General features: G+C 61.1%; 23 protein-coding genes. 13 read left to right on the top strand and 10 right to left on the bottom strand.

The genetic code is table 11. From position 1 onward, the window contains the following. The 4 genes from sucB to lpdA all read left to right on the top strand — a co-directional run. On the top strand, nt 1-641 hold a 641-nt coding region (gene sucB, locus QZ522_RS09145; RefSeq protein ID WP_294610133.1), incomplete at its 5' end, for a dihydrolipoyllysine-residue succinyltransferase. Between the two features lie 40 nt (nt 642-681). Next, nucleotides 682-960, top strand: coding sequence for a hypothetical protein (locus tag QZ522_RS09140; RefSeq protein ID WP_294610130.1), 279 nt, complete (start codon nt 682-684; stop codon nt 958-960). A gap of 108 nt (nt 961-1,068) precedes the next feature. Then, nucleotides 1,069-1,464: an MAPEG family protein gene (locus QZ522_RS09135; RefSeq protein WP_294610127.1), complete on the top strand. Its 396-nt coding sequence runs from the start codon at nt 1,069-1,071 to the stop codon at nt 1,462-1,464. A gap of 93 nt (nt 1,465-1,557) precedes the next feature. Next, nucleotides 1,558-2,946 carry a dihydrolipoyl dehydrogenase gene (gene lpdA / locus QZ522_RS09130; RefSeq protein ID WP_294610124.1) on the top strand — a complete coding sequence of 463 codons (1,389 nt, stop codon included), beginning with the start codon at nt 1,558-1,560 and terminating at the stop codon, nt 2,944-2,946. A 187-nt stretch (nt 2,947-3,133) separates the two neighbouring features. On the opposite strand, the gene QZ522_RS09125 is transcribed toward lpdA, so the two are convergent. The 4 genes from QZ522_RS09125 to QZ522_RS09110 all read right to left on the bottom strand — a co-directional run bounded on the left by QZ522_RS09125 (nt 3,134) and on the right by QZ522_RS09110 (nt 6,584). Beyond that, entirely contained in the window at nt 3,134-4,165 is a 1,032-nt protein-coding gene (locus tag QZ522_RS09125; RefSeq protein ID WP_294610121.1) for a sterol desaturase family protein, read from the bottom strand. A gap of 102 nt (nt 4,166-4,267) precedes the next feature. After that, complete coding sequence (locus QZ522_RS09120; RefSeq protein WP_294610118.1) at nt 4,268-5,008, bottom strand: lysophospholipid acyltransferase family protein; 741 nt, start codon at nt 5,006-5,008, stop codon at nt 4,268-4,270. Further along, nucleotides 5,005-5,910 (bottom strand): FtsX-like permease family protein, encoded by a 906-nt coding sequence (locus QZ522_RS09115; RefSeq protein WP_294610115.1) that lies wholly within the window; start codon nt 5,908-5,910, stop codon nt 5,005-5,007. Before QZ522_RS09115 ends, QZ522_RS09120 begins: the two co-directional genes overlap by 4 nt. Continuing rightward, nucleotides 5,907-6,584, bottom strand: coding sequence for an ATP-binding cassette domain-containing protein (locus QZ522_RS09110; RefSeq protein ID WP_294610113.1), 678 nt, complete (start codon nt 6,582-6,584; stop codon nt 5,907-5,909). Before QZ522_RS09110 ends, QZ522_RS09115 begins: the two co-directional genes overlap by 4 nt. A 162-nt stretch (nt 6,585-6,746) precedes the next feature. Between QZ522_RS09110 and QZ522_RS09105 the strand changes: the two genes are divergently transcribed. After that, entirely contained in the window at nt 6,747-7,655 is a 909-nt protein-coding gene (locus QZ522_RS09105; RefSeq protein WP_294610111.1) for a zinc-ribbon domain-containing protein, read from the top strand. A 193-nt stretch (nt 7,656-7,848) separates the two neighbouring features. On the opposite strand, the gene QZ522_RS09100 is transcribed toward QZ522_RS09105, so the two are convergent. From QZ522_RS09100 to argH, 5 genes are all read right to left on the bottom strand, one after another. Next, nucleotides 7,849-10,449 (bottom strand): TIGR02302 family protein, encoded by a 2,601-nt coding sequence (locus QZ522_RS09100; protein ID WP_294610109.1) that lies wholly within the window; start codon nt 10,447-10,449, stop codon nt 7,849-7,851. 37 nt (nt 10,450-10,486) lie between these two features. Continuing rightward, nucleotides 10,487-11,752, bottom strand: a complete 1,266-nt coding sequence (gene lysA / locus QZ522_RS09095; protein ID WP_294610108.1) for a diaminopimelate decarboxylase — start codon at nt 11,750-11,752, stop codon at nt 10,487-10,489. A gap of 75 nt (nt 11,753-11,827) precedes the next feature. Beyond that, nucleotides 11,828-12,148: a DUF2834 domain-containing protein gene (locus QZ522_RS09090; RefSeq protein WP_294610105.1), complete on the bottom strand. Its 321-nt coding sequence runs from the start codon at nt 12,146-12,148 to the stop codon at nt 11,828-11,830. Continuing rightward, nucleotides 12,145-12,357, bottom strand: coding sequence for an argininosuccinate lyase (locus QZ522_RS09085; protein ID WP_294610102.1), 213 nt, complete (start codon nt 12,355-12,357; stop codon nt 12,145-12,147). Before QZ522_RS09085 ends, QZ522_RS09090 begins: the two co-directional genes overlap by 4 nt. Next, nucleotides 12,354-13,745, bottom strand: a complete 1,392-nt coding sequence (gene argH / locus QZ522_RS09080; RefSeq protein WP_294610100.1) for an argininosuccinate lyase — start codon at nt 13,743-13,745, stop codon at nt 12,354-12,356. Before argH ends, QZ522_RS09085 begins: the two co-directional genes overlap by 4 nt. 24 nt (nt 13,746-13,769) lie before the next feature. Between argH and QZ522_RS09075 the strand changes: the two genes are divergently transcribed. The 8 genes from QZ522_RS09075 to QZ522_RS09040 all read left to right on the top strand — a co-directional run bounded on the left by QZ522_RS09075 (nt 13,770) and on the right by QZ522_RS09040 (nt 22,030). After that, nucleotides 13,770-14,345, top strand: coding sequence for a TlpA disulfide reductase family protein (locus QZ522_RS09075; RefSeq protein ID WP_294610097.1), 576 nt, complete (start codon nt 13,770-13,772; stop codon nt 14,343-14,345). 72 nt (nt 14,346-14,417) lie between these two features. Beyond that, nucleotides 14,418-15,314, top strand: a complete 897-nt coding sequence (ttcA, locus tag QZ522_RS09070; RefSeq protein ID WP_294610094.1) for a tRNA 2-thiocytidine(32) synthetase TtcA — start codon at nt 14,418-14,420, stop codon at nt 15,312-15,314. Between the two features lie 42 nt (nt 15,315-15,356). After that, complete coding sequence (locus QZ522_RS09065; protein ID WP_294610092.1) at nt 15,357-16,865, top strand: bifunctional diguanylate cyclase/phosphodiesterase; 1,509 nt, start codon at nt 15,357-15,359, stop codon at nt 16,863-16,865. 112 nt (nt 16,866-16,977) lie between these two features. Then, complete coding sequence (gene yidC / locus QZ522_RS09060; RefSeq protein WP_294610089.1) at nt 16,978-18,804, top strand: membrane protein insertase YidC; 1,827 nt, start codon at nt 16,978-16,980, stop codon at nt 18,802-18,804. After that, nucleotides 18,804-19,550, top strand: a complete 747-nt coding sequence (locus tag QZ522_RS09055; RefSeq protein ID WP_294610086.1) for an MOSC N-terminal beta barrel domain-containing protein — start codon at nt 18,804-18,806, stop codon at nt 19,548-19,550. Before yidC ends, QZ522_RS09055 begins: the two co-directional genes overlap by 1 nt. Continuing rightward, nucleotides 19,550-20,203: a ribosome biogenesis GTP-binding protein YihA/YsxC gene (gene yihA, locus QZ522_RS09050; protein WP_294610083.1), complete on the top strand. Its 654-nt coding sequence runs from the start codon at nt 19,550-19,552 to the stop codon at nt 20,201-20,203. Before QZ522_RS09055 ends, yihA begins: the two co-directional genes overlap by 1 nt. Before the next feature lie 69 nt (nt 20,204-20,272). Then, entirely contained in the window at nt 20,273-21,136 is an 864-nt protein-coding gene (gene argB / locus QZ522_RS09045) for an acetylglutamate kinase (protein ID WP_294610080.1), read from the top strand. 69 nt (nt 21,137-21,205) lie between these two features. After that, nucleotides 21,206-22,030, top strand: coding sequence for a sterol desaturase family protein (locus QZ522_RS09040; protein ID WP_294610077.1), 825 nt, complete (start codon nt 21,206-21,208; stop codon nt 22,028-22,030). A gap of 168 nt (nt 22,031-22,198) precedes the next feature. On the opposite strand, the gene QZ522_RS09035 is transcribed toward QZ522_RS09040, so the two are convergent. Further along, on the bottom strand, nt 22,199-22,411 hold a 213-nt coding region (locus tag QZ522_RS09035; RefSeq protein ID WP_294610075.1), incomplete at its 5' end, for a hypothetical protein.

Raw genomic sequence — 22,411 nt, 5'->3', positions numbered from 1 at the left:
AGGACAGCCAGAACACCGCCGCAATGCTCACCACCTATAACGAGGTGGACATGGGCGAGGTCATGGCGCTGCGCAGCCAGTACAAGGATCAGTTCGAGAAGAAGCACGGTGTACGTCTGGGCTTTATGTCCTTCTTCACCAAGGCCTGCTGCCATGCTCTGAAAGAAGTGCCCGAAGTCAACGCTGAGATCGACGGCACCGACATCGTCTACAAAAACTACGTCAACATGGGCGTTGCCGCCGGCACCCCAACTGGCCTGGTGGTCCCGGTCATCCGCGACGCCGACGCTATGTCGTTCGCTGAAATCGAAAAGGCCATCTCTGCCAAGGGTAAACTGGCCCGCGACGGCAAACTCTCGATGGCAGACATGCAGGGCGGCACCTTCACGCTCTCCAACGGCGGCGTCTATGGCTCGCTGATGTCCTCGCCGATCTTGAACCCACCGCAGTCCGGTATTCTGGGCATGCACAAGATCCAGGACCGCCCGATGGCAATCAACGGCAAGGTGGAAATCCGCCCGATGATGTATCTGGCGCTGTCCTATGACCACCGCATCGTCGACGGCAAAGGCGCCGTGACCTTCCTCGTGCGTGTCAAGGAAGCGCTCGAAGACCCGCGCCGGTTGCTGATGGATTTGTAATGGCCGCTCACGCAGAGACCACCAGACCGGCAGAGCGGTGATGGGCAGGCCGACCGGAAAATCCCCGGGGGCCGGCGCCTTTCTGGCCGGGATCGTCGAGTTGATCGAGACGCGCCCGGTCAAGGTATGGCTCTGGATATGGGCCGCCACCGCCGTCGCTCTCGGCGTTTTGCTCGTGGCGTCCGGGCTGGACTCGCTCAATGCACGCGGCAAGGGTCTCGTGGCCTTTGTCGCGTTGGGATGGCTCCCGCCGTTCCTAATCGTCTTGTGGCACAAGCGCGGAAACCGAACCGATGGCACAGGCGAGGACGATCCGTGATACCACGAAACAGCACCCCCATCCGGCGGCAGCCATCAGGAGGCATGTCATGATCGCGTTGTTCACCTCGGGGACGCGGCGTTGCGAAAACGGCCGCGTGGTGCAACCATGACCCCCGAACTCACCGCCCTCACCCTCGCCGCGCTTCTGCAAGTGGTCCAATACATCCTCTTCGCGATTCCCGCGAACCTTGAACTTGGCCCCGGCTATACCAGCTCCGCGCGCGACCGGCCGCCCTCGCGGGAACTCTCGGTCAAGACCGCCCGCCTGCAACGCGCGCTCAACAACCATTTCGAGGGGCTGATCCTCTTCACAATCGCCGTGATCGTGATCACCTTCACCAAGATCACTTCGCCCTTCACCGCCGCCTGCGCCTTTGCCTATCTCGGTGCGCGCATCGCGTATATCCCGGCCTATTATCTTGGCCTGCGCCCCTGGCGCTCGCTGATCTGGGCCGTGGGGTTCTTCGCGACCACACTGATGCTTGTGGCGGCGCTTCTATGATCTTCTTCTTGGCCAAATACTCCGGGGTGAATGGCCCGGAACGGGCCAGAGGGGCAGCGCCCCTAATGACTCCTGCAACGAAAAGGATACCCAATGGCAAACTATGACGTGATCATTATCGGCGCAGGCCCCGGCGGCTATGTCGCCGCCATCCGCTGTGCGCAACTGGGCCTGAAAACCGCCGTGGTCGAGGGGCGCAACACCCTTGGCGGCACCTGTCTTAACGTTGGCTGCATCCCCTCCAAGGCATTGCTGCACGCCAGCCATATGCTGCACGAGGCAGAGCACAACTTTGCCGCCATGGGCCTCAAGGGCAAATCCCCCTCGGTCGACTGGAAACAGATGCTCGCCTACAAGGATGACGTCATCGCCCAGAACACCAAGGGCATCGAATTCCTGTTCAAGAAAAACAAGATCGACTGGCTCAAGGGGTGGGGCTCGATCCCCGAGGCGGGCCGCGTCAAGGTCGGTGAAGAAATCCACGAGGCCAGGAACATTATCGTTGCCTCCGGCTCTGTGCCCTCTTCCCTGCCCGGTGTCGAGGTCGATGAGAAAATCGTCGTCACCTCGACTGGCGCGCTTGAGCTTGGCAAGATTCCGAAATCGCTGGTGGTGATCGGTGCCGGCGTGATCGGCCTTGAAATGGGTTCGGTCTATGCCCGCCTCGGCGCGCAGGTCACGGTCGTCGAATACCTTGACGCGATCACCCCGGGCATGGATGCCGAAGTGCAGAAAACCTTCCAGCGCATGCTGAAAAAGCAGGGGCTCAACTTTGTCATGGGTGCCGCCGTCCAATCGGTCGAGACGCTCAAGACCAAGGCCAAGGTCACCTACAAGCTGCGCAAGACCGAAAAGGAAGAAACCATCGACGCCGACATCGTGCTTCTGGCAACCGGGCGCAAACCCTATACTGACGGGCTTGGCCTTGCGGATCTCGGCGTCGAGATGACCGATCGCGGCCAGATCAAGACCGATGACCACTGGCAGACAAGCGTCAAGGGCATCTACGCCATCGGCGACGCGATCGCCGGCCCGATGCTCGCCCATAAGGCCGAGGATGAGGGCATGGCCTGCGCCGAGGTTCTGGCGGGCAAACATGGCCATGTGAACTATGGCGTCATCCCCGGCGTGATCTACACCCACCCCGAGGTGGCCAATGTCGGCGAGACCGAACAAACCCTGAAAGAGGCGGGGCGCGCCTATAAGGTCGGCAAATTCTCGTTCATGGGCAATGGCCGCGCCAAGGCGGTCTTTGCCGGGGACGGTTTCGTCAAGATCCTCGCCGACAAGGAAACCGATCGCATCCTTGGCGCGCATATCATCGGGCCCGGCGCGGGCGACCTGATCCACGAGGTCTGCGTTGCGATGGAATTCGGCGCAAGCGCGCAGGATCTGGCGCTGACCTGTCACGCCCACCCGACCTATTCCGAGGCGGTGCGCGAAGCCGCCCTCGCCTGCGGCGACGGGGCCATTCACGCGTAACCAGATTATACGCTAAATGCCAATGTATGGCGCAAGACGGGCCAGGATCATAATGATCCTGGCCCTTGTAACATCATGCGCTGCGGGTATTTCTATTGCCCCCTTGGAGCGCCTGTTGGGATCCAATCGAGTTCACGGTCTTCCGTCGGACATCTGTCAACACATGCCCCGCCGCCCCGCGACCTGATCAGCCGGGCGGAAGCACGCTCTCGCCATCGGCCGATGTGTCCTTTGAACGCAGGCGGCGAAAGGCCTTTTTAAACGGCATGAAATATAGCTTGGCGCAACTGTCCATGTCGTTCTCTTCCATGCCAAACACCCCGAATTTCACGTCCTTGTTGGTCTCGGGCATTTCATAGGTGCCGAACAACACGTCCCACACCGGGAACATGAAGGCGAAATTCTTGTCAAGATGATCGGGGTGACAGCTGTGATGCACGTGGTGATGGGCGGGCGAGGGGATCACCTTGGACCAGTTCCCGCGCCAGCGCAGCCAGACATGCGAATGCCTGAGGTTATAGCCCATCACATTGAACAGGAACATCAACAGCGGCACACCCAACACCGACGGCATGCTGGGCAAATAGCCAAGGAATTGCCCCGCCAGGCCCATGAACACGCCGTTGCCTCCACCGACAAGCACCATATAGCTCAGGTTATCGACCGGATGCTCACGGAAATTCGACAGAGGGTGCATCACCTCGGAACTGTGGTGAACCTTATGAAACTCCCACAGGATCGGCACCCGGTGTTGCAGATAGTGGATGGCATAGGCCAGCAAATCCGACACGATGAAAAAGGCGAACATATAGAACACAGCGACGGCCATACTTGCCTCTTCATCGCCGCGGCGCGCCATCTCTGCCAGGTTTCCGCCGCCTGTCACCAGGGCATACCCCCAGGCCGTACAGCCGGCGGCGAGTCCGAAAAGCAGAAAGTGCCCGATCATCTTGTGAAATACGAAATAGCGTACATCGAGCCATGCCGAGGGATGCGCCCAGACCCGTTTCGGAAACAGGAAGGCAAGGAACCCGCGCGCGCGCCCGGCTTCGACGTTCTCCTGATTCTGCCAGGTCCTGTACTTGTAGACCGCAAAGGCAAAAATCAGCGACGATACCAGGTAAAGGATGAAAATTCGCTCGTCCGGACGAAACAGCATACCCAGAAAATGCAGGCCATAAGCGAGGTAAAGTTGCAGCAGATCCGTCAGGTATTCCATGTGCCTCGACCTTTCACACGATCATCTATCAGCTCTCATATTACGAGAAAATACGATAACCATATGGGCACATTGTGGAAATCTGCGGGCGATTACGACCAATCAGCGTCTTGCCTCGGGATCGAAACCCGCCTCGCGCATCAGCGCATCAGAGGCCGTTTCAACCTCATCCTCAAGACGTTCCATGAAGGCCTCTTTGCCAAGGCCCGCTTGAATCGGCTCCAGAAATTCGACCACGGCCAGCCCCGGCTTGCGGTAAATGCCCCGCTTCGGCCAGAACACCCCCACATTCGTGGCTGCGGGGACGCAGGTCACGCCCATCTGCTCGTAAAGCACGCCGACGCCAATCTTGTAGGGCGCCTTGACACCGGGGGCCACGCGGGTGCCCTGGGCGTAAATGATCAGCTGTCCGGGCTTTTGCGAGCCGCGCGCGACATCCTGAACCATCTTCTTGATCGCCGCCCCGCGTTTGCCACGGTTGACCGCAACACAGCCGATCCGCATGCCATAAAGTCCGATCACCGGCGCCCAGAGGATTTCGCGTTTCATGATGAACCGCCCGGCGGGCAATTCGCTGAAAATCAGCAGAATATCCAGAAACGACTGATGCTTGGAGGCGATCAGAACCTGGCCCTCGGGCGGCGTGCCGCGCACCTCGGTGCGCAGGTTCACCATCCACCCGGCGGTCCAGCGCACCCAGAGGCAATAGGCCTTGCACCCGGCCAATGCGCCTTTGCGGCTGATAATGGCCGCCGGTGTGTAAAGCAGGCCGATCACCGGCAGCATCAGATACATCTGCCCGACAAAGATCAGTGAGCGCAGCCATTGCACGGCATATCTCATGGCATATCCTTTAGCGTTTTATGCGCTGCTGTTCGGGTGGCGAAGAAGGCAACCACGGCGGCCAGCGGCGGGATCGCGAACGGCCAGAGCCAATGCCAGCCCTGAAAGCCAAGCCCGGTCAGAAACCCGCCCTCGGCCTGTGCACCGGGCAAAAGCATGACCGCCAGCACCCCAAGAAGCACCCCGAACGCCGCCCCGCCAAGGCCGCGCAGGGTAAAGCGGCGCACAAAGGCGCGGGCGATGAAGATGTCGCGCGCGCCGACAAGGCGCAGCACACTGATCAGTTGGCTGTTGGCCGCCAGCGCCGCATTGGCCGCCAGCGTGATCATTGCCGCCATTGCCCCCCCGATCAGCACAAGCGACAGCCACCCGAGCAGGCGAAGCCGTTCGGCAGCCCGCACAAGCGGTTGGCGCCAGCGGGTGTGATCATCAAGCACCGCCCCCGGCACCTCTGCCGCAAGCCGCAGGCGCAGGCCCTCGGCGTCAAATCCGGCCCCGTCTTCGACCACCTCGATCAACTGGGGAATGGGAAGCTGGTCAATCGGCAGGTCCGGCCCGAACCACGGCGCCAAAAGCGCCGCTTCTTCCTCGGCACTCAAAGCGCGCGCACTGGCCACACCGGCGGTTGTCTCAAGCAGGCGCAGGGCGGCCTCGGTCTGGGCGGCCATCTGCCCCTCAGGCGCGGAAATCCGGATTGTCGAACTGCGCGCAAGCTCGTTTCCCCAACGATCGGCAAGCCGCCCCGTGGCCAGCGACAGCGCCAAGGCAAACACCGCCAGAAACCCCATCGCCGCCGCGCTGAACAGCGTCAGCCATGCGGTAAATCCGGTCGGCGGCACAACCCGGTCAGCCTGGGCATCGGCCAGCAGGAATTCGGTTACGGGCGACAGATCAAGCTTCAAAGGTCCGCCCCCGCCAAATGCAACCGCCGCGACGCGATCCGCAACACCCGCGCCTGAACCTGGCTTTTGGCGGCGCGGATAAGCGCAAGATCATGGGTCGCGATCATGATCGTCTTGCCCATGCGGTTAAGCTCGATCAACAGGCGCAGCAGGCGCTGTGACATTTCCCAGTCAACATTGCCTGTAGGCTCGTCCGCCAGCACCACATCGGGCGACATGATCACCGCGCGGGCAAGGGCGGCACGCTGGCGCTCGCCGCCCGACAATTCCGGCGGCAAGGCCCCGGCGCGTTCGCGCAGCCCGACCCAGCCGGTGAGTTCCTTGAGGTTGGCCGCCTCGTTCAACAGATCCCGCCCCGACACCATCAGGGGCAGGGCGATATTGTCCGACACGCTCAGATGATCGAGAAACTTGCAATCCTGATGCACAACGCCGATGCGACGGCGCGCCATGGCGATATCGTCCCGTTCCATCGCGCGCCGGTCCTGGCCAAAAAGCCGAACCTGTCCCGAGGTCGGCACAAGCGCACCATAGCAAAGCTTTAGCAAGGTCGTCTTGCCCGCCCCCGACGGCCCGGTCAGAAAATGAAACGATCCCGGGCTCAGGCTTAGCGAGACATCGCCAAGCAATTCGCCCCCGCCATAGCTATAGGCTACATTCTCCAGCTCGATCACGGCTGTCCCCTTACTTTACACAGCCCCTAAATGCCTCAGAGGTCACACATGTGCAATGATGCTTGCATTGAATTCCTTTGCTCTTTTCCCAAGGCCAAGAACCACCTATGATACCTGTCAACGATAGGGGCCGGATAACGGCGGCAGGTTACAGGTGGCAGAATGCGGCTAGTTTGCCCAAATTGCGGGGCGCAATATGAAGTGCCCGATGAGGTTATCCCGACCGGTGGCCGGGATGTGCAATGCTCGAATTGTGGCGACACGTGGTTTCAGCAGCACCCAAGTGCCGCCACGCCCTCTGGCGAGGACGAAAAGGCAACGTCGCACACTTGGGAACAGCCCCAAAAGGCGCCCGCACCGTCAGAGCCCATGGCACCCGAGGAAGAGCCCCCCCTGGCAGAGAGCACCGAAGCCCCAAACGACGACGGGCACGACCAGCCGCAAGAGCCCGCTCCCGTCCCCCAGACCGCGCCGACCGGGCGCAGGGTTGATCCGGGCGTGGCCGACATCCTGCGGCAAGAGGCCGAGCACGAACAAAAGGCGCGCGCCAGCGAAAGCGCGACCGGCCTTGAAACCCAGCCCGATCTTGGGTTGAGCGATCCCCCGATGGCCTCTGACGAGCGCAGCCAACAGGCCCGCGCCCGGATGGAGCGGCTGCGCGGTGGCACACCAGAGCCCGAAGGCGCAACCGCATCGGACGTGGATATCCACGCCGACATCGACCCCTCTTCGCGGCGCAACCTTCTGCCCGATATCGAGGAAATCAATTCCTCGCTTACCTCGGCCAATGACCGCGACGAACCGGTGGCGGCCCCGATCCCCGAAGACATGTCTGCGCCGGTTCGTCGTGGTGGCTTTGGCACCGGATTTCGCCTGGCCGTCGTGATCTTCGTTCTGGGCACACTGGCCTATGTCTTTGCCCCGCAGATCGCCCAAATGCTGCCGAGCGCCGAAGCGCCGCTTAAGACATTCGTGGAGATGGTCAACCTCGCGCGGCTCGGGCTGAACGAGCTGATCACAATGGCGACCACATGGCTTGCGGGTATGTCCGCCCCCAGCACCGGCGGATGATCCGGGTTTTGCCGGGATATTATCCCGCAAGGACCTGAAAGCGGCGGCCACAGGACATGCTATTCATCAGCGTGGACCGGGACAAACCGACAAGGCGACCAAACTTGCCCCCCATTGAGTGGACCGGCCAGCAATTTACCGCGCATGCCCCTGCGTAGCCGCTTGCGTTTCAAAGGCGGAACATGCCGTCGTTTCAGAACCGATCCAGCAACCGCCTGAGATAGTCGAGTTCCACATCCGGGCGCGCGCCCTCGCCAGAGCGGCGGCGGATTTCATCAAGCAGTTCGCGCGCGCGGCGATAGACATCCTCGCCCTGCAACAGATCATCCTGCGTACCGGCCTGGCGACCCTGACCGGGATTGCGGCCAAGCGGGTCGGACTGCCGCTGACCCGCCTGCCCAAAGGCTTCGCCCTGCCCGCCCGGGTTTTGCTGTTCGGCCATCGCCTCGCCCATGTTGCGCATGCCCTCGCGCAGTGCATCCATCGCCTCGGCCTGATTGTCGATGGCCTCGGCCAGATCGTCATTGCGCAGGGCCTCTTCGGCCCCTTCCATGGCACGCCCGGCCCGCTCCAGCGCCTCGCGCGCGGCCTCTGCGGCCTCGCCGCCAAGTTGCGGCAGGCCCTGGCTCTGGCGTTCAAGTTCCTGGCGCAGCGCCTCTTGACGATCCGCCAGCGATCCGGCCTGGCCTTCGCCCGGCCGGTCCTGGTCGCCACCGCCCTGCTGGCCGGGTTGCTCGCCGCCCTGACCGCCGCCCTGTCCCTGTTGGCCGTCATGGCTCTGGCCGCGGCCCTCACCGCCGTTGCGGCCCTCGTTGCCCTGAGACTGGCCCGATTGGGCGCCGGGGTTGAACTGTTCCTGCAAATCGCGGAACGCCTGATCCGACAGGCCCTGTTGCTGGCGCAGCGTATCGGCCAGCCCCTCCATCGCCTCTTGCCCCGGCGACTGGCCGGATTGGCCTTGGGTAACCTGCATGTTTTCCATCATCTGCTGGAATTCCTCCAGCGCCTGCTGTGCCTCGGCCATGCGGCCCTGTTCCATCAACTCCTGAATGCGGTCCATCATGTCCTGCAGATCCTGCTGGGTCATCTGCATGGTGTTCTCGGCACTTTGCTGATCGCCCTGTTCGGGGTTTTCACGCTGTGCCTGTTGCATCTTCTGGCGCAGGTAATCCTGCGTGGCATCGCGCAATTCCTGCATCAGGCGGGCAATTTCCTCGTCACTGGCGTTATTCTTCATCGCCTCGCTCAGGCGTTCCTGCGCCGCACGCATCCGCTCCAATGCGTCACCGACATCGCCATCCTCAAGCAGCACGCCCAGATCCCAGAGCGCCTGAGCAATCTCGTCGCGCTCATTGTCGTCAAGCCCGCCGGTTGCCGTCATCGCCTCAAGCCGGCGCAGGATCACCCGCATCCGCAGATAGGCCGCCTCGGAGCGAAACAGCTTCGGCCCCGGTTTATAGGACACCGCGCGCAACACCTGCACCACGCGCATGGCATTCTGGCGCGACCACAGAAGATCGCGGCGCTGTTCGATCACCGCCGCCGCCAGCGGATTGAAAAACCGCCGCGCCGGAAGCGTCATCTGCATCGGCTCGGCCATGCCCTGCTGGCCAATCGCGTCTTCGACCCGCACATCAAGCAGCACCGGCAGATGCGCCCAAGGGTGCTCTGACAGGTTCTCGATCAGGGTCTCGTCAAACTCCGTTCGATCGCCCGAGATCGGCATCGGCAGGTCAAGCTCGATCGGGGCGCGCCGTTCCGGCTCGACGGCAAGGCCATGACGGCGGTCAACCTGTGCGAGATCGAGCGCGAAAACCGCCTTGCCGCCGGTCACGCCATAATCGTCGCTGGCCTGAAACGGCTGGCTCATCTGGCCGTCAAAGGTGGTCTTGGCGCCTGCTTGCGAAAGCTCGACCATCGGCGCGGTATCGGGCATGGCCTCAACCTGCCAGTGGCGCCCGCCGGGTCCGTCAACGCGCAATTCGCCGCTTTTACGAACCTCGAAGCGATGCTCGCTATCGGTCGCGGCCCCGATGTTCTCGGTCCGGTTCGACACGGTTTCGGCAAGGCTCAGCGCGCCGACCTCGCCATAAAAGCGAAGCGTGATGCGGCTTCCGATCGGCGCGCGCAAGACCTCGTTCTGATCACTCAGGTAAAGGCTTGGCAGGCCGGTATAGGCGGGTGGCTCGACCCAGCCCTCCCATGTGGGGCCGCTGGCCAGGGCCGCGCCCTTGCCGCCGCCCGGCACCATCTGCGCCATTGATCCGGCGCGCCAGACCGAGCCGAACAGTAACGCCATCACAAGGCCCAAAAGCGCGATATAGCGCAGCCCGAACGGGTCTTGCCGCGACAACCTCAGATCGGGTTCGACCGCACGGGCCATGGCCGCGCGCTCCGCCATGCGCGCCTGATGCGCGCGCCACAGGGCCTGTGATCCGGGATCACCCGCGCCCACCGCCTGCGCATCCGCCAGGGCAGCGAGGGGTCGACCGGGCAGGGCCGCATCAAGCCGCGCCAGGGCCTCGGCCCGGCGCGGAAAGCGGAACCGCAGCGCGCCCAGCACCGCGAAAACCACAAGCGCCAGACCGCCCAGCACAAGCACCGACCAGACAACCTCGACCGACGCGAGATCCTGAAGGCCAAGCATGACCATCGCCGCCCCCGCCGCCACAATGCTCCAGACCGGCCAAAACGCCCGCACCAGCCGTTCCGCGATCAACCCCGCCCACGTCAGGCTAAGGGGCCGTCGCAGCCGGGCCAGAACCGGCTTCAGGGGGTTTTGCGTCTCGGGCATGCGTCGCACCATTCCTCGGCCCGACGCGCCAATCGCGTCAGAGCCATTCGGGAATGGTATCTCGATTTATGATCTCGTCAAAGGTCGGTCTGTGCCGAATGACGGCAAATTCATGCCCATGAACCAGAACCTCGGGGATCAGGGGACGCGTATTATACTCGCTCGACATCACCGCGCCGTAAGCGCCGGCACTGCGAAACGCCACCAGATCGCCGCCTTCAAGCGGCGCAAGCATCCGCCCCTTGGCAAAGGTATCCCCCGATTCGCACACCGGGCCGACGACGTCATAAGGCACCGGCTCAACCCCCACCGCAGGCTCGATCAGCGGTACGATATCGTGATGCGCGTCATACATCGCCGGGCGGATAAGATCGTTCATCGCCGCGTCGAGGATCAGGAAATCGCGCCCCTCGCCGGATTTCACATAGATCACGCCACTGACCAGAATACCGGCATTGCCGACCACAAGGCGGCCCGGCTCGATCTCGATCTCACAGCCAAGATGGCCCAGCGTTTCCTTGATCAACCGGCCATAATCGGTCGGCAGGGGCGGTGCCTCATTGCTTCGGGTATAGGGGATCCCCAATCCGCCGCCCAGATCAAGCCGCCGGATATCATGCCCGTCACCGCGCAGCACCTCGGTCAGCTCCGCCACCTTCTCATAGGCCTGACGGAAGGGTTCAAGCTCGGTCAACTGGCTGCCGATATGCACGTCGATGCCGATCACCTCCAGCCCCGGCATCGCGGCGGCTTCGGCGTAAACGGCACGGGCACGGGAAATCGGAATGCCGAACTTGTTCTCGGACTTGCCGGTGGCAATCTTGGCATGGGTCTTGGCATCGACATCAGGGTTGACGCGCACGGTGATCGGCGCCTTCACCCCAAGCTCAAGCGCCACGGCATTCAGCGCCACCATCTCGGGCTCGCTTTCGACGTTGAATTGCCGGATGCCCCCGGTAAGCGCCATGCGCATCTCGTCGCGGGTTTTTCCGACACCCGAAAACACGATCCGCTCGCCGGGCACACCGGCGGCCCGCGCGCGTGCATATTCCCCGCCCGACACCACATCCATCCCGGCCCCCAAGGCCGCAAGCGTCTTGAGAATCGCCTGATTGCTGGCCGCCTTCATGGCATAGCACACAAGATGGTCCATCCCGGCCAGGGCCTCGTCAAACAGCCGGAAATGCCGTTCCAATGTGGCCGTCGAATAGCAATAGAACGGCGTGCCGACGGCGGCCGCGATCTCTGCCACCGGCACATCCTCGGCAAAAAGCGCGCCGTCCTTGTAAAGAAAATGATCCATCGACCTACCCCAAGTGCCGCCCGCCGCGCCCCTGTTCACCGGACCAACGACTGACTTTCATCTTTCCAAAAATACTCAAATTCCGCCCTGCCCGCCGGGTCGTGCCCGCAAGAACAGATAGAGCGGCAAACCGCAACTGACACCGATGCAGAATATCGCCGGGATGGCAACAAGCCCAAGCCACATGCGCCGCCTGACAACCTCGCCCAAAATCCAGACCGTCAGGGCAATCGCCGCAATCGTCAGATCCCAGACAAGCCCGCTCGAGGCCGCATTCGCATGCCAGGCCTCGACCATCCCCATGAGGTCATAGCCATTTTGCCCAAACCACTGCAGGAAATAGATCATCGGATGGATGGCCCCCCAAATGGCCAGCGCCAGAAACAGCCACCTCAAAGATCAAGTCCCATGCCGACGCTCACATTATTGCCGTTGGTGCCGATGCTCACATTGCCCACATCAACGCCAACGCCAACTCCGACCGAGGAATGACCGCTGCTGCCTGCCTTCAGGGTGGTATTCAGCTTGGGCCGCAACGGTTCGCCTTCAACACCGCATCCCGCCAGCGCCAAAAGCGCAAGCGCCACACCGAATAACCGTGTCATCCCAACCTCTCTTTCCAGCGGGCAATCTGTTCGCGCACCCGCACCGGGGCCGTGCCGCCATAACTTTGCCGCGAGGCCACCGAATTGTGCACCCCAAGCACATCATAAACCGATGCGTTGATTTCTCCATGCACCGATTGCATATCCTCAAGGCTAAGGTCCGGAAGATCACAGCCCTTGCCCTCGGCCATCGCCACAAGGCTGCCGGTAACGTGATGCGCATCGCGAAACGGCATGTCCAGCACCCGAACAAGCCAATCCGCCAGATCGGTGGCGGTGCTGAACCCGCTGCCTGCGGCCACTTCAAGGCTCGGGCGGTTGGCGGCCATATCCTTGACCATGCCCTCCATCGCGGCGAGGGCAAGCATCAGGTTGTCGGCGGCGTCAAACACCTGTTCCTTGTCTTCCTGCATGTCCTTGGAATAGGCCAGCGGCAGCCCCTTCATCACCATCATCAGGGCCACATTGGCCCCGAAAACACGGCCCACCTTGGCGCGGATCAATTCGGCGGCATCGGGGTTTTTCTTTTGCGGCATGATGCTTGACCCGGTTGAAAACCGGTCCGACAGCACCACAAAGCGGAACTGCGCGCTGGACCAGATCACCAGCTCCTCGGCCATCCGGCTCAGGTGCATGGCACTGATGCTGGCCGCGCCCAGGAATTCCAGCGCGAAATCCCGATCGCTCACCGCATCAAGCGAATTCGCCGACGGCCGGTCAAAGCCAAGCTCGCGCGCCGTCATCTCGCGATCAATCGGAAAGCTGGTTCCCGCCAGCGCCGCCGCCCCCAGGGGGCATTCGTTCATTCGTGCGCGCGCATCGCGCACCCGGCCAAGATCGCGACCGAACATCTCGACATAGGCCATCATGTGATGCCCCCATGTCACCGGCTGGGCCACCTGCAAATGGGTGAACCCCGGCATGACCCAATCGGCGCCCGCCTCGGCCTGGGTCAAAAGGGCGCGGATCAGCGCCTCAAGCGCACCCGCCACTGCGTCAAGCTGATCACGCACCCAGAGTCTGAAATCCGTCGCCACCTGATCATTGCGCGAGCGGCCCGTGTGCAACCGCCCGGCGGGTTCGCCGATCAGATCCTTCAGGCGGGCCTCGACATTCATGTGGATATCCTCAAGCGCGGTCGAGAACTCGAATGTTCCGCCCTCGATTTCTGACAAGACCGTGAGAAGGCCTTCCCTCATCGCGCTTGCATCACTATCACTGACAATGCCCGTGGCCGCCAACATCGCGGCATGGGCCCTTGAACCGGCAATATCCTGTGCGGCCATGCGCTTGTCGAATCCGATCGAAGCATTAATTGCTTCCATGATCGCATCAGGTCCGGCGGCAAAGCGGCCGCCCCACATCTGGTTCGAGGTCTTGTCAGTCATCGTACACGCCCTTCGGAGGGATTTATGAAAATCATTCGTCAGATCGTCCTTTATATGGCCCTCGCGCTTGGTGCAAACACCAGCTTTGCCGAAGCACCGACAACCGCGACCCTTGAGGCCCTGCGCGACGGCGACATGAAAAAGCTGAATTTCCACAGCGCCCCGCAAACCGTTCCCGAAATCGCCTTTGAACGCGGCGAAGGTGGCACCGGCACGCTGGCCGATTATCGCGGCCAATACATCCTGCTGAACTTCTGGGCCACTTGGTGCGCGCCCTGCCGGGTGGAAATGCCGACGCTGTCGAACCTGCAAACCGCCATGGGCGGCAAAAGTTTCAAGGTCGTGACCATCGCCACGGGCCGCAACGCCCCCACGGCAATGAAAAAGTTCTTTGACGAAATCGGCGTCGAAAACCTTCCGCTGCACCGCGATCCCAAAAGCGAGCTGGCGCGGCAAATGGGTATCTTCGGCCTGCCGATCACCCTGATCATCGACCCCGAGGGCCGCGAGATCGCCCGCCTGCAAGGCGATGCCCATTGGGATTCCGATAGCGCCAAGGCGCTCCTTCAGGCCCTGATTGACGGCACCGGGGCAAGCTAGGCCCGCAAAGTATGGGGAAACCGCCTTCGCAACGCTCTTGCCGGATCGCGTCAAAGCCACTAAAGCCGCCCCATGCTTGATGACAATGACGATATCCATCCGCTGTTTGCCGGGGCGCCCTCAAGCACCGAGTTCAAAAAGCTGCGCAAGCGGATCGTGCGGTATACGCGCGAGGCGATCGAGCAATACGGCATGATCGAACCGGGCGCACGTCACGCCAAAGGCGGGCAAACACCCAAGTGGCTTGTCTGCCTGTCGGGCGGCAAGGACAGCTATACCCTTCTGGCCGTGCTCTACGAGCTGAAATGGCGCGGTTTGCTGCCTGTCGACCTGTTGGCCTGCAACCTTGATCAGGGCCAGCCCGGCTTTCCGGCGACCGTCCTGCCCGAATTCCTGGAACGCATGCAGGTCCCCCACCGGATCGAGTATCAGGACACCTATTCCATCGTCATGGACAAGGTGCCCGAGGGGCGCACCTTCTGCGCGCTGTGTTCGCGGTTGCGGCGCGGCAACCTTTATCGAATCGCCCGCGAAGAGGGCTGTTCGGCGGTCGTTCTCGGCCATCACCGCGACGATATCCTGGAAACGTTTTTCATGAACCTCTTTCACGGCGGGCGACTTGCGACCATGCCGCCGAAACTGGTCAACGAAGAAGGCGATCTGTTCCTCTATCGCCCGCTGGCGCATGTGGCCGAGGCCGATTGTGACCGCTTTGCCCGCGCCATGAACTATCCGATCATTCCCTGCGATCTCTGCGGGTCGCAGGACGGGTTGCAACGCCAGCAGGTCAAGCAGATCCTTGACGGGTGGGAGGCCAATTCGCCCGGCCGCCGTCAGGTGATGTTCCGCGCCCTGATGAATGCCCGGCCCTCGCATCTTCTTGATCCCAAGCTGTTTGATTTTTCCGGGCTCGAGACCAACTCGATAAAAGTTGACGCAAATCCCGAGGCGGTTCCCAAGCTTCGTTAACCGATGGGCGCTAGGCTGATCTGAAAATGGTCAGGATCGGCGATGCATACGTATTTTAAAACCCTGTTTCGGAACGTAAAAATCGGAGTATCGCAGGCCGCGCGCGGGCCACAGTCGCTGGCCTTCGTAGCCGCCTCTGTTCTGGCAGCCTACTGGCTTGGCGCCGCCGCGCTTTTCTTGACGGCCCCCTTGATATTGCTTGCGTTTCACCCCGGCGACCCCACGAACCGCGCAGGGCCCGATACTGGCGACATCGGCCAGATGCGCGAGGAAGTCGAACGCGCTGTGAAAAGGGCACGGAAAAAATCGCTTCGAACGGCATGCATGGCCGTTCAGATCGACGATTTCGATACGCTGTTGAATCGATACGGTCGTGCCACGACCAACCTGATCATCTCTTCCTGTCACAACCGGCTGGCACGCGCGCTGCGCAGTTCGGACCAGCTTTTTGATCTCTCGAATGGCCGGATCGGGGTTCTGCTGGCCCCGGTGCGCCAATTAGGCCTTGAACCGGCCCTTGAACTCGCCGAACGCCTGCAATCCACGGTTCAGGAACCGATTTCCCTCGGCAATACAACAGCATATATCTCGGTATCGGTTGGGCTTTGTCTTGATGGGCATGCCCCCAACGACCCCGGCAAAGCCTTGTTGGACGCCACCCTCACCGCGCTTGACAACGCCTTGCGCCAGGGTCCGTCAAAAGTGCGCGCCTATAGCAGCGGCATGCCTGCCGCCGCCCCCCACCGGGTCGCCGATGAATTGGAGAAAGCCTTTGAGACCGACCAGTTCGTAAGCTGGTTTCAACCACAGATTTCAACCGACACCGGGCAGATCAGCGGCTTTGAGGCGCTGGCCCGTTGGGTTCATCCGCGCGCAGGCCTTATGCTGCCGGCGGAGTTCCTGCCGGTGCTGGCCTTCACCGGGCGGCTGGAACAACTCGGGGACGCGACGCTGCGCAATGCCCTCAGGGCGATTCAGACCTGGGATACCATCGGATTTGACATTCCCCATGTCGGGGTGAATTTCTCGCCTGAAGAGTTGCGCAATCCACAGTTGGCCAAAAAAATAGAATGGGAACTGGACCGCTGCAACATTGCCCCCAAACGCCTCGCGGTCGAGATTCTGGAAACTGTGATCGCCACCTCTCCTGATGATGCCATCACGCGCAATATAAATGCACTGGCCGAAATGGGCTGCCTGATCGATCTGGACGATTTCGGCACCGGCCATGCCTCGATCTCGTCGATCCGCCGCTTTCCCGTCAATCGCCTCAAGATCGACCGGTCCTTTGTGATGAAGGTTGACCGCGATATTGAACAGCAACGCATGATTTCGGCGATTCTGTCGATGGCCGAGCGTCTTGGCCTTGAAACTCTGGCCGAAGGCGTCGAAAGCGCGGGCGAGCATACGATTCTCTCACAGCTTGGCTGCGATCATGTTCAGGGCTATGGCATTGCCCGGCCCATGCCGCTTGATGAAACCCCCGATTGGATCAGCGCACATCAGGCAAAGGTGCACCCTCCACCCGTCATTGGCCGGATTGTGGGCTGATACCTGCGCTGAATCCCCGCGCATGCCGCTGAAAACCCGGATTCCGCTTGACCTTTTGATCCGCACTCTGTTGAACCGCCACTGACATGCAACAACGAAGTGGGCAGTGGTCATGGATGATCAAAACAAGAACCTAATCCTTGCGACTGCGCTCAGTTTCATTGTTATTCTGGTGTGGTTCGTGATGTTTCCGCCACCGGAAACACCCCCAGTCGATCCGAATGCGCCGGTCCCGACCGCCAGCCAGGACACCACCGCCCCGGTGGCAGGCGCCAGCGATGTCGCCACGGCCGAGGCCGCCAGCACCGAAACCGTCGTTGCCGAGGCCAGTGCGCCGCGTCTGACCATCGACACGCCAAGCCTGCAAGGCTCGATTTCCCTTCAGGGCGGGCGCATTGACGAGCTGTTCCTGAAAAACTATCGCGAAACCATCGAACCCGAGTCTGACATCGTCAGCCTGCTGGCCCCGGTCGGCAGCGATGAACCCTATTACGCGCTTTATGGCTGGGCCCCCGGCGCCGGCCTTACTGGCGAGAGCGTTCCCGGCGCCAACACGATCTGGACCGTGCAAAACGGCGAAACCCTGACACCCGACAGCCCGATCACCCTGAGCTGGGACAATGGCGCGGGCCTGAAATTCCTCCGCGAGCTGAGCGTTGACGAGGATTTCATGTTCTCGGTCCGCCAATCGGTTGAAAACACCGGCGCCGCCCCGGTCAGCCTTGCGCCCTATGGCATTCTCGCGCGTCACGGCATTCCGGCAGATATCAAGAAATTCTTCATCCTGCACGAAGGCCTTATCGCCCTGTCCGATGGCGAGTTGAGCGAAATCGACTACTCGGATGTCGAGGAATACACGTTTAACCCCCGCGAAGGGGCCCCCGCCAAGGTGACGCAGGTCGCCGAAGGCGGCTGGATCGGCTTTACCGACCACTATTGGATGGCCACGCTGATTCCGAACCCTGGCATGCCCTATAAGGCCGTCAGCAAATTCGACCCGCAGCGCGGGATTTACCAGACCGAAACCGTGCTTGCGACCCGCACCGTCGCGCCGGGCGAAACCGTAACGGCAGATTCGCGCCTGTTTGCCGGCGCCAAGGAATGGGCGACGATCAAGCAATATCAGGACGAGGAAGGCGTTGACCGCTTTGTTGATTCGATCGACTGGGGCTGGTTCTTTTTCCTGACCAAGCCGATCTTTTCCGTGCTGCACTGGCTCAACGCCGTGATCGGCAACATGGGCTGGGCAATCATCGGGCTGACCCTGCTGATCAAGGCGCTTGTGCTGCCGCTGGCCTATAAATCCTATGTCTCCATGGCGAAGATGAAAGAGCTTCAGCCGCAGATGGAGAAGATCAAGGAGACCGCAGGCGACGACCGTCAGGCCCTGCAAAAAGAGATGATGGCGCTCTACAAGAAGGAAAAGGTCAACCCGGCCTCGGGCTGTTTGCCGATCCTCTTGCAGATCCCGATCTTTTTTTCGCTCTACAAGGTGATCTTCGTCACGCTGGAACTGCGCCATGCGCCCTGGATCGGCTGGATTAAGGACCTTTCGGCACCCGATACCTCGTCGCTTTATAACCTCTGGGGTATTCTGCCTTGGGGCACACCAGAGCCCGGCTCGGTGCTTGCGCTGATCTTCATCGGCATCCTGCCGCTCTGCCTTGGTGTGTCGATGTGGCTTCAGCAAAAGCTGAACCCGGCGCCCACCGATCCGACGCAAAAGATGATCTTTGCCTGGATGCCCTGGGTCTTCATGTTCATGCTCGGCAGCTTTGCCAGCGGGCTCGTGATCTACTGGATCGCGAACAACACGATCACCTTTGCCCAGCAGTACCTGATCATGCGAAGCCAGGGGTATAAGCCGGACGTGTTTGGCAATATCCTCTCAAGCTTCAAGCGCGGTGGGGCCAAGGCCGAGCCGGATCAGAAAAAGTAATGGCAACGGTCAGCGCCATATGGCGCCACCCCATCAAATCGCATGGGCGTGAGGCGCTGACTACCGTGACCCTGACAAAGGGTCAGGCGATGCCGTGGGATCGCCGCTGGGGCGTGGCCCATGAAGCAGCCAGGCTTACGGATGGCACATGGGGCCCTTGCGTCAATTTCTCGCGCGGGTCGAAAACCGCCGCACTGATGGCGATCAACGCCACTTGCGACGAGGCAACCGGTGTGGTGACCCTGAGCCACCCCGACCGCCCCGACCTCGCCTTTGATCCCGACCAGGAGCAGGACAGGTTTCTGACGTGGGTGCGCCCGCTGGTGGATGCCGACCGCGCACAGCCTGCCCGCCTTTTCAAGCTTGAAGGGCGCGGCGTGACCGATACCGATTACCCCTCGGTCAGCCTGCTCAACCTGGCGTCAAACGCCGATCTGGCCGACAAGATGGGCGCGACAGACATCTCTGCCCTGCGCTGGCGGTGCAATCTTCACCTTGATGGGCTGGAGCCCTGGCAGGAATTTGACTGGATCGGCAAAACCCTTCGGATCGGCACCGCAGAACTTACGGTCAGGGAACCGATAAAGCGCTGCCTTGCCACAACCGCGAACCCCAAAACCGGCCTGCGTGATCTGGATACGCTGGCGGCGCTCAACGCGCATTGGGATCATCAGAACTTTGGCATTTATGCCGAGGTCACGACCACGGGCCGGATCACCGTGGGCGACAGCCTTCAGGTGCTATGATGCAGCAGCTTCCCTTTCCCATTGCAGACGAACCCGATCACGCAACATCGGAACTTGGCCGCAAGATGTTTGCCGGCGAGATCGACTTTCTCAAGGGCGTGGTCGATATGTCCGGCCTGCCCCCTGCCGACCGGCTTGAGGTCTGCTTTGCCGGGCGTTCAAACGTCGGGAAATCGACGCTGATCAATGCGCTGACCGGGCGCAAGGCGCTTGCGCGGGCCTCGAACACCCCCGGCCGGACCCAGGAAATCAACTATTTCACCATGGGCGAGAGCCACTATCTTGTCGATTTGCCCGGCTATGGCTTTGCCAATGCGCCGGTTGCGGTGGTGCAGAAATGGCAGGCCCTGCTCAAGCAGTACCTGTCGGGGCGCCAGACCCTGCGCCGGGCGTTTGTCCTGGTCGATGCCCGCCACGGCATCAAGCCGGTCGACGAAGAGATCATGAGTCTGCTCGACAGCGCCGCAGTGACCTTTCAATGCGTTCTGACCAAGACCGACAAGATCAAGGACCGTGACCGCGACGCGCTTTTGACACAGGTGCGCAGCCGCCTGGCCCCGCATCCGGCGGCTTTTCCCGAACTTATCCTGACCTCCAGCGAAAAAGGTGAAGGGATCGCCACCCTGCGCGCCACCATCGCCACGCTGGAATAGCGCCCGTGCGCGGGCACTTGCATGCGCCCTGACTTGCGGGGATAACCGTATGTACCAGGGGACAACAAAATGAAGACAAGAGATATGAATCGCGATTGGATCGCCACCGCCCGCACCCTGTCAGAGGCCCTGCCCTATCTGCAGCGCTATACGGATGCGATTGTCGTCATCAAGCTTGGCGGTCACGCCATGGGCAGCGACGAGGCGATGGATACCTTCGCGCGCGACGTCGTTCTGATGCAACAGGTCGGCGTGAACCCGGTGATCGTGCATGGCGGCGGGCCGATGATCAACCAGATGCTGGACAAGCTCGATATCAAATCCGAGTTCGTCAACGGCAAGCGCATCACCGATGAGGCGACGATGGAAGTGGTCGAAATGGTGCTCTCCGGCCGGGTCAACAAACGCATCGTTCAGGCGATCAACGCCCAGGGCGGCAAGGCGGTCGGCCTGTCGGGCAAGGATGCCGGCATGATCACCTGCGATCCCGCCAGCCCCGATCTTGGCCTCGTCGGCGACCCGACCGAGATCAATATCGATTTTCTTCATACGCTGTTCAACGACGATGCGATCCCGGTAATTGCACCGCTGGGCGCGGGCCGCAATGGCGAGACCTACAACATCAACGGAGATACCGCCGCAGGTGCCATCGCCGCCGCGCTCAAGGCGGACCGGCTCTTGCTGTTGACCGATATCGACGGGGTGCGCGACGCCGAGGGGCATGTCGTGACCGAGCTTACACCGGGGCAAATTCGCCAGATGACCGCAGACGGGGTCATTGCCGGGGGCATGATCCCCAAGACCGAAACCGCGCTTGCCGCGATTGCGGGCGGCGTGCGCGCCGTGGTCATCCTTGACGGGCGCGCGCCCAATGCCACGCTGCTGGAACTGTTCACCGAGCACGGTGCCGGCTCGCTCATCCGCGCGCGCTAGGCCTCTCACAACTGCGTCATTGCGCACCCCGACCTTGTGCGGGGGCGCATTTACGTTAGATTTCAGAGTATGGAAAACCATGCCCTTATCCGCCTGTCTGTGTTCGCGGGTCTCTTTGCCCTTTTTGCGGTGATCGAGGCACTTGCGCCGCGGCGCGCCCGCACCCAACCGCGCAGCACCCGCTGGTTCACCAACTGGGCGATCATCATTCTCGACATGCTGGCCCTGCGCCTTCTGGCCCTCGCCCTGCCGCTTCTGGCCGTGGGCGCGGCACTGGATGCCCAGACAGAGGGATGGGGCGTGATGAATGCGGTCGAGCTGCCGCTCTGGGCGACGGTCGTCGCAACGGTGCTGATCTTTGATTTCGCAATCTGGACGCAACATGTGATCACCCACAAGATCCCGCTTCTGTGGCGCTTTCACCGGGTCCACCATGCCGACCGCGACTTCGACGTGACGACCGCGATCCGGTTTCACCCGGTTGAAATCGCCTTTTCCATGCTGCTCAAGATCGGGCTTGTCTATCTTCTGGGCCCCCCCGCCATCGGTATTGTCCTGTTCGAAATCATCCTGAATGGAACCGCCATGTTCAACCACGCCAATATCCGCCTGCCGCTCTGGCTTGATGGGGTGATGCGGCGGCTGCTTGTCACGCCTGACATGCACCGTGTTCATCACTCCATCATTGTCAAAGAGACGCACTCGAACTTCGGGTTCTTCTTATCTATTTGGGATGTAATCTTTCGCACCTATCGAGCGCAACCAAAACTTGGGCATGATGGTGTCATTATTGGCGTTCCTGAGATAACAGATCGTAGTGAGCAAAGGTTAGATAAAATGTTACGCCAACCTTTCAAAAATTTTACTACAAGCAACTCATCAACCCAGAAATAAACTAGAGAATTTCATGGAATATTGAGTACAACTTTTTGATGAATAAAGTTGTACTCAATAAAATTCGCTCTTTACGTTCACTGCTTATATTGTAAAAAATCTTACTGATGGTATTCCATTCGCCAATCACTATCGGTCAGTGACTACCTGCTCTTTAGACAACAGCGACTAAACCAATACATATTTATGAAGTAGAACTTGCTGATTTCCCGCAATTTGTGCAACTTGCTGAGAGCTTCCAACCATGGACTCTAACTGCTGCTTTGTAAGTTCGCCTTGATCGGAGATTCTTGTGATTGAATTGGTGACATCAGTAGTAGCCCTTGCTTGCTCTTCGGTAGCCACCAATATTAAATTTTTAGATAAGAAAAGGGAAAGACT

The organism is uncultured Roseovarius sp., from assembly GCF_913054395.1.
Classification (GTDB): Bacteria; Pseudomonadota; Alphaproteobacteria; order Rhodobacterales; family Rhodobacteraceae; genus Roseovarius.
Note: the sequence above shows the minus strand (reverse complement) of the source record. Positions and strands in the feature narration are given on the sequence as shown.

Bases quoted from the DNA above. Each gene is read 5' to 3' on its own strand.
- QZ522_RS09140 (WP_294610130.1), top strand. From the start codon at position 682: ATGGGCAGGCCGACCGGAAAATCCCCGGGGGCCGGCGCCTTTCTGGCC.
- QZ522_RS09135 (WP_294610127.1), top strand. From the start codon at position 1,069: ATGACCCCCGAACTCACCGCCCTCACCCTCGCCGCGCTTCTGCAAGTG.
- lpdA (WP_294610124.1), top strand. From the start codon at position 1,558: ATGGCAAACTATGACGTGATCATTATCGGCGCAGGCCCCGGCGGCTAT.
- QZ522_RS09125 (WP_294610121.1), bottom strand. From the start codon at position 4,165: ATGGAATACCTGACGGATCTGCTGCAACTTTACCTCGCTTATGGCCTG.
- QZ522_RS09120 (WP_294610118.1), bottom strand. From the start codon at position 5,008: ATGAGATATGCCGTGCAATGGCTGCGCTCACTGATCTTTGTCGGGCAG.
- QZ522_RS09105 (WP_294610111.1), top strand. From the start codon at position 6,747: ATGCGGCTAGTTTGCCCAAATTGCGGGGCGCAATATGAAGTGCCCGAT.
- QZ522_RS09100 (WP_294610109.1), bottom strand. From the start codon at position 10,449: ATGCCCGAGACGCAAAACCCCCTGAAGCCGGTTCTGGCCCGGCTGCGA.
- lysA (WP_294610108.1), bottom strand. From the start codon at position 11,752: ATGGATCATTTTCTTTACAAGGACGGCGCGCTTTTTGCCGAGGATGTG.
- QZ522_RS09085 (WP_294610102.1), bottom strand. From the start codon at position 12,357: ATGACACGGTTATTCGGTGTGGCGCTTGCGCTTTTGGCGCTGGCGGGA.
- argH (WP_294610100.1), bottom strand. From the start codon at position 13,745: ATGACTGACAAGACCTCGAACCAGATGTGGGGCGGCCGCTTTGCCGCC.
- QZ522_RS09075 (WP_294610097.1), top strand. From the start codon at position 13,770: ATGAAAATCATTCGTCAGATCGTCCTTTATATGGCCCTCGCGCTTGGT.
- ttcA (WP_294610094.1), top strand. From the start codon at position 14,418: ATGCTTGATGACAATGACGATATCCATCCGCTGTTTGCCGGGGCGCCC.
- QZ522_RS09065 (WP_294610092.1), top strand. From the start codon at position 15,357: ATGCATACGTATTTTAAAACCCTGTTTCGGAACGTAAAAATCGGAGTA.
- yidC (WP_294610089.1), top strand. From the start codon at position 16,978: ATGGATGATCAAAACAAGAACCTAATCCTTGCGACTGCGCTCAGTTTC.
- QZ522_RS09055 (WP_294610086.1), top strand. From the start codon at position 18,804: ATGGCAACGGTCAGCGCCATATGGCGCCACCCCATCAAATCGCATGGG.
- yihA (WP_294610083.1), top strand. From the start codon at position 19,550: ATGCAGCAGCTTCCCTTTCCCATTGCAGACGAACCCGATCACGCAACA.
- argB (WP_294610080.1), top strand. From the start codon at position 20,273: ATGAAGACAAGAGATATGAATCGCGATTGGATCGCCACCGCCCGCACC.
- QZ522_RS09040 (WP_294610077.1), top strand. From the start codon at position 21,206: ATGGAAAACCATGCCCTTATCCGCCTGTCTGTGTTCGCGGGTCTCTTT.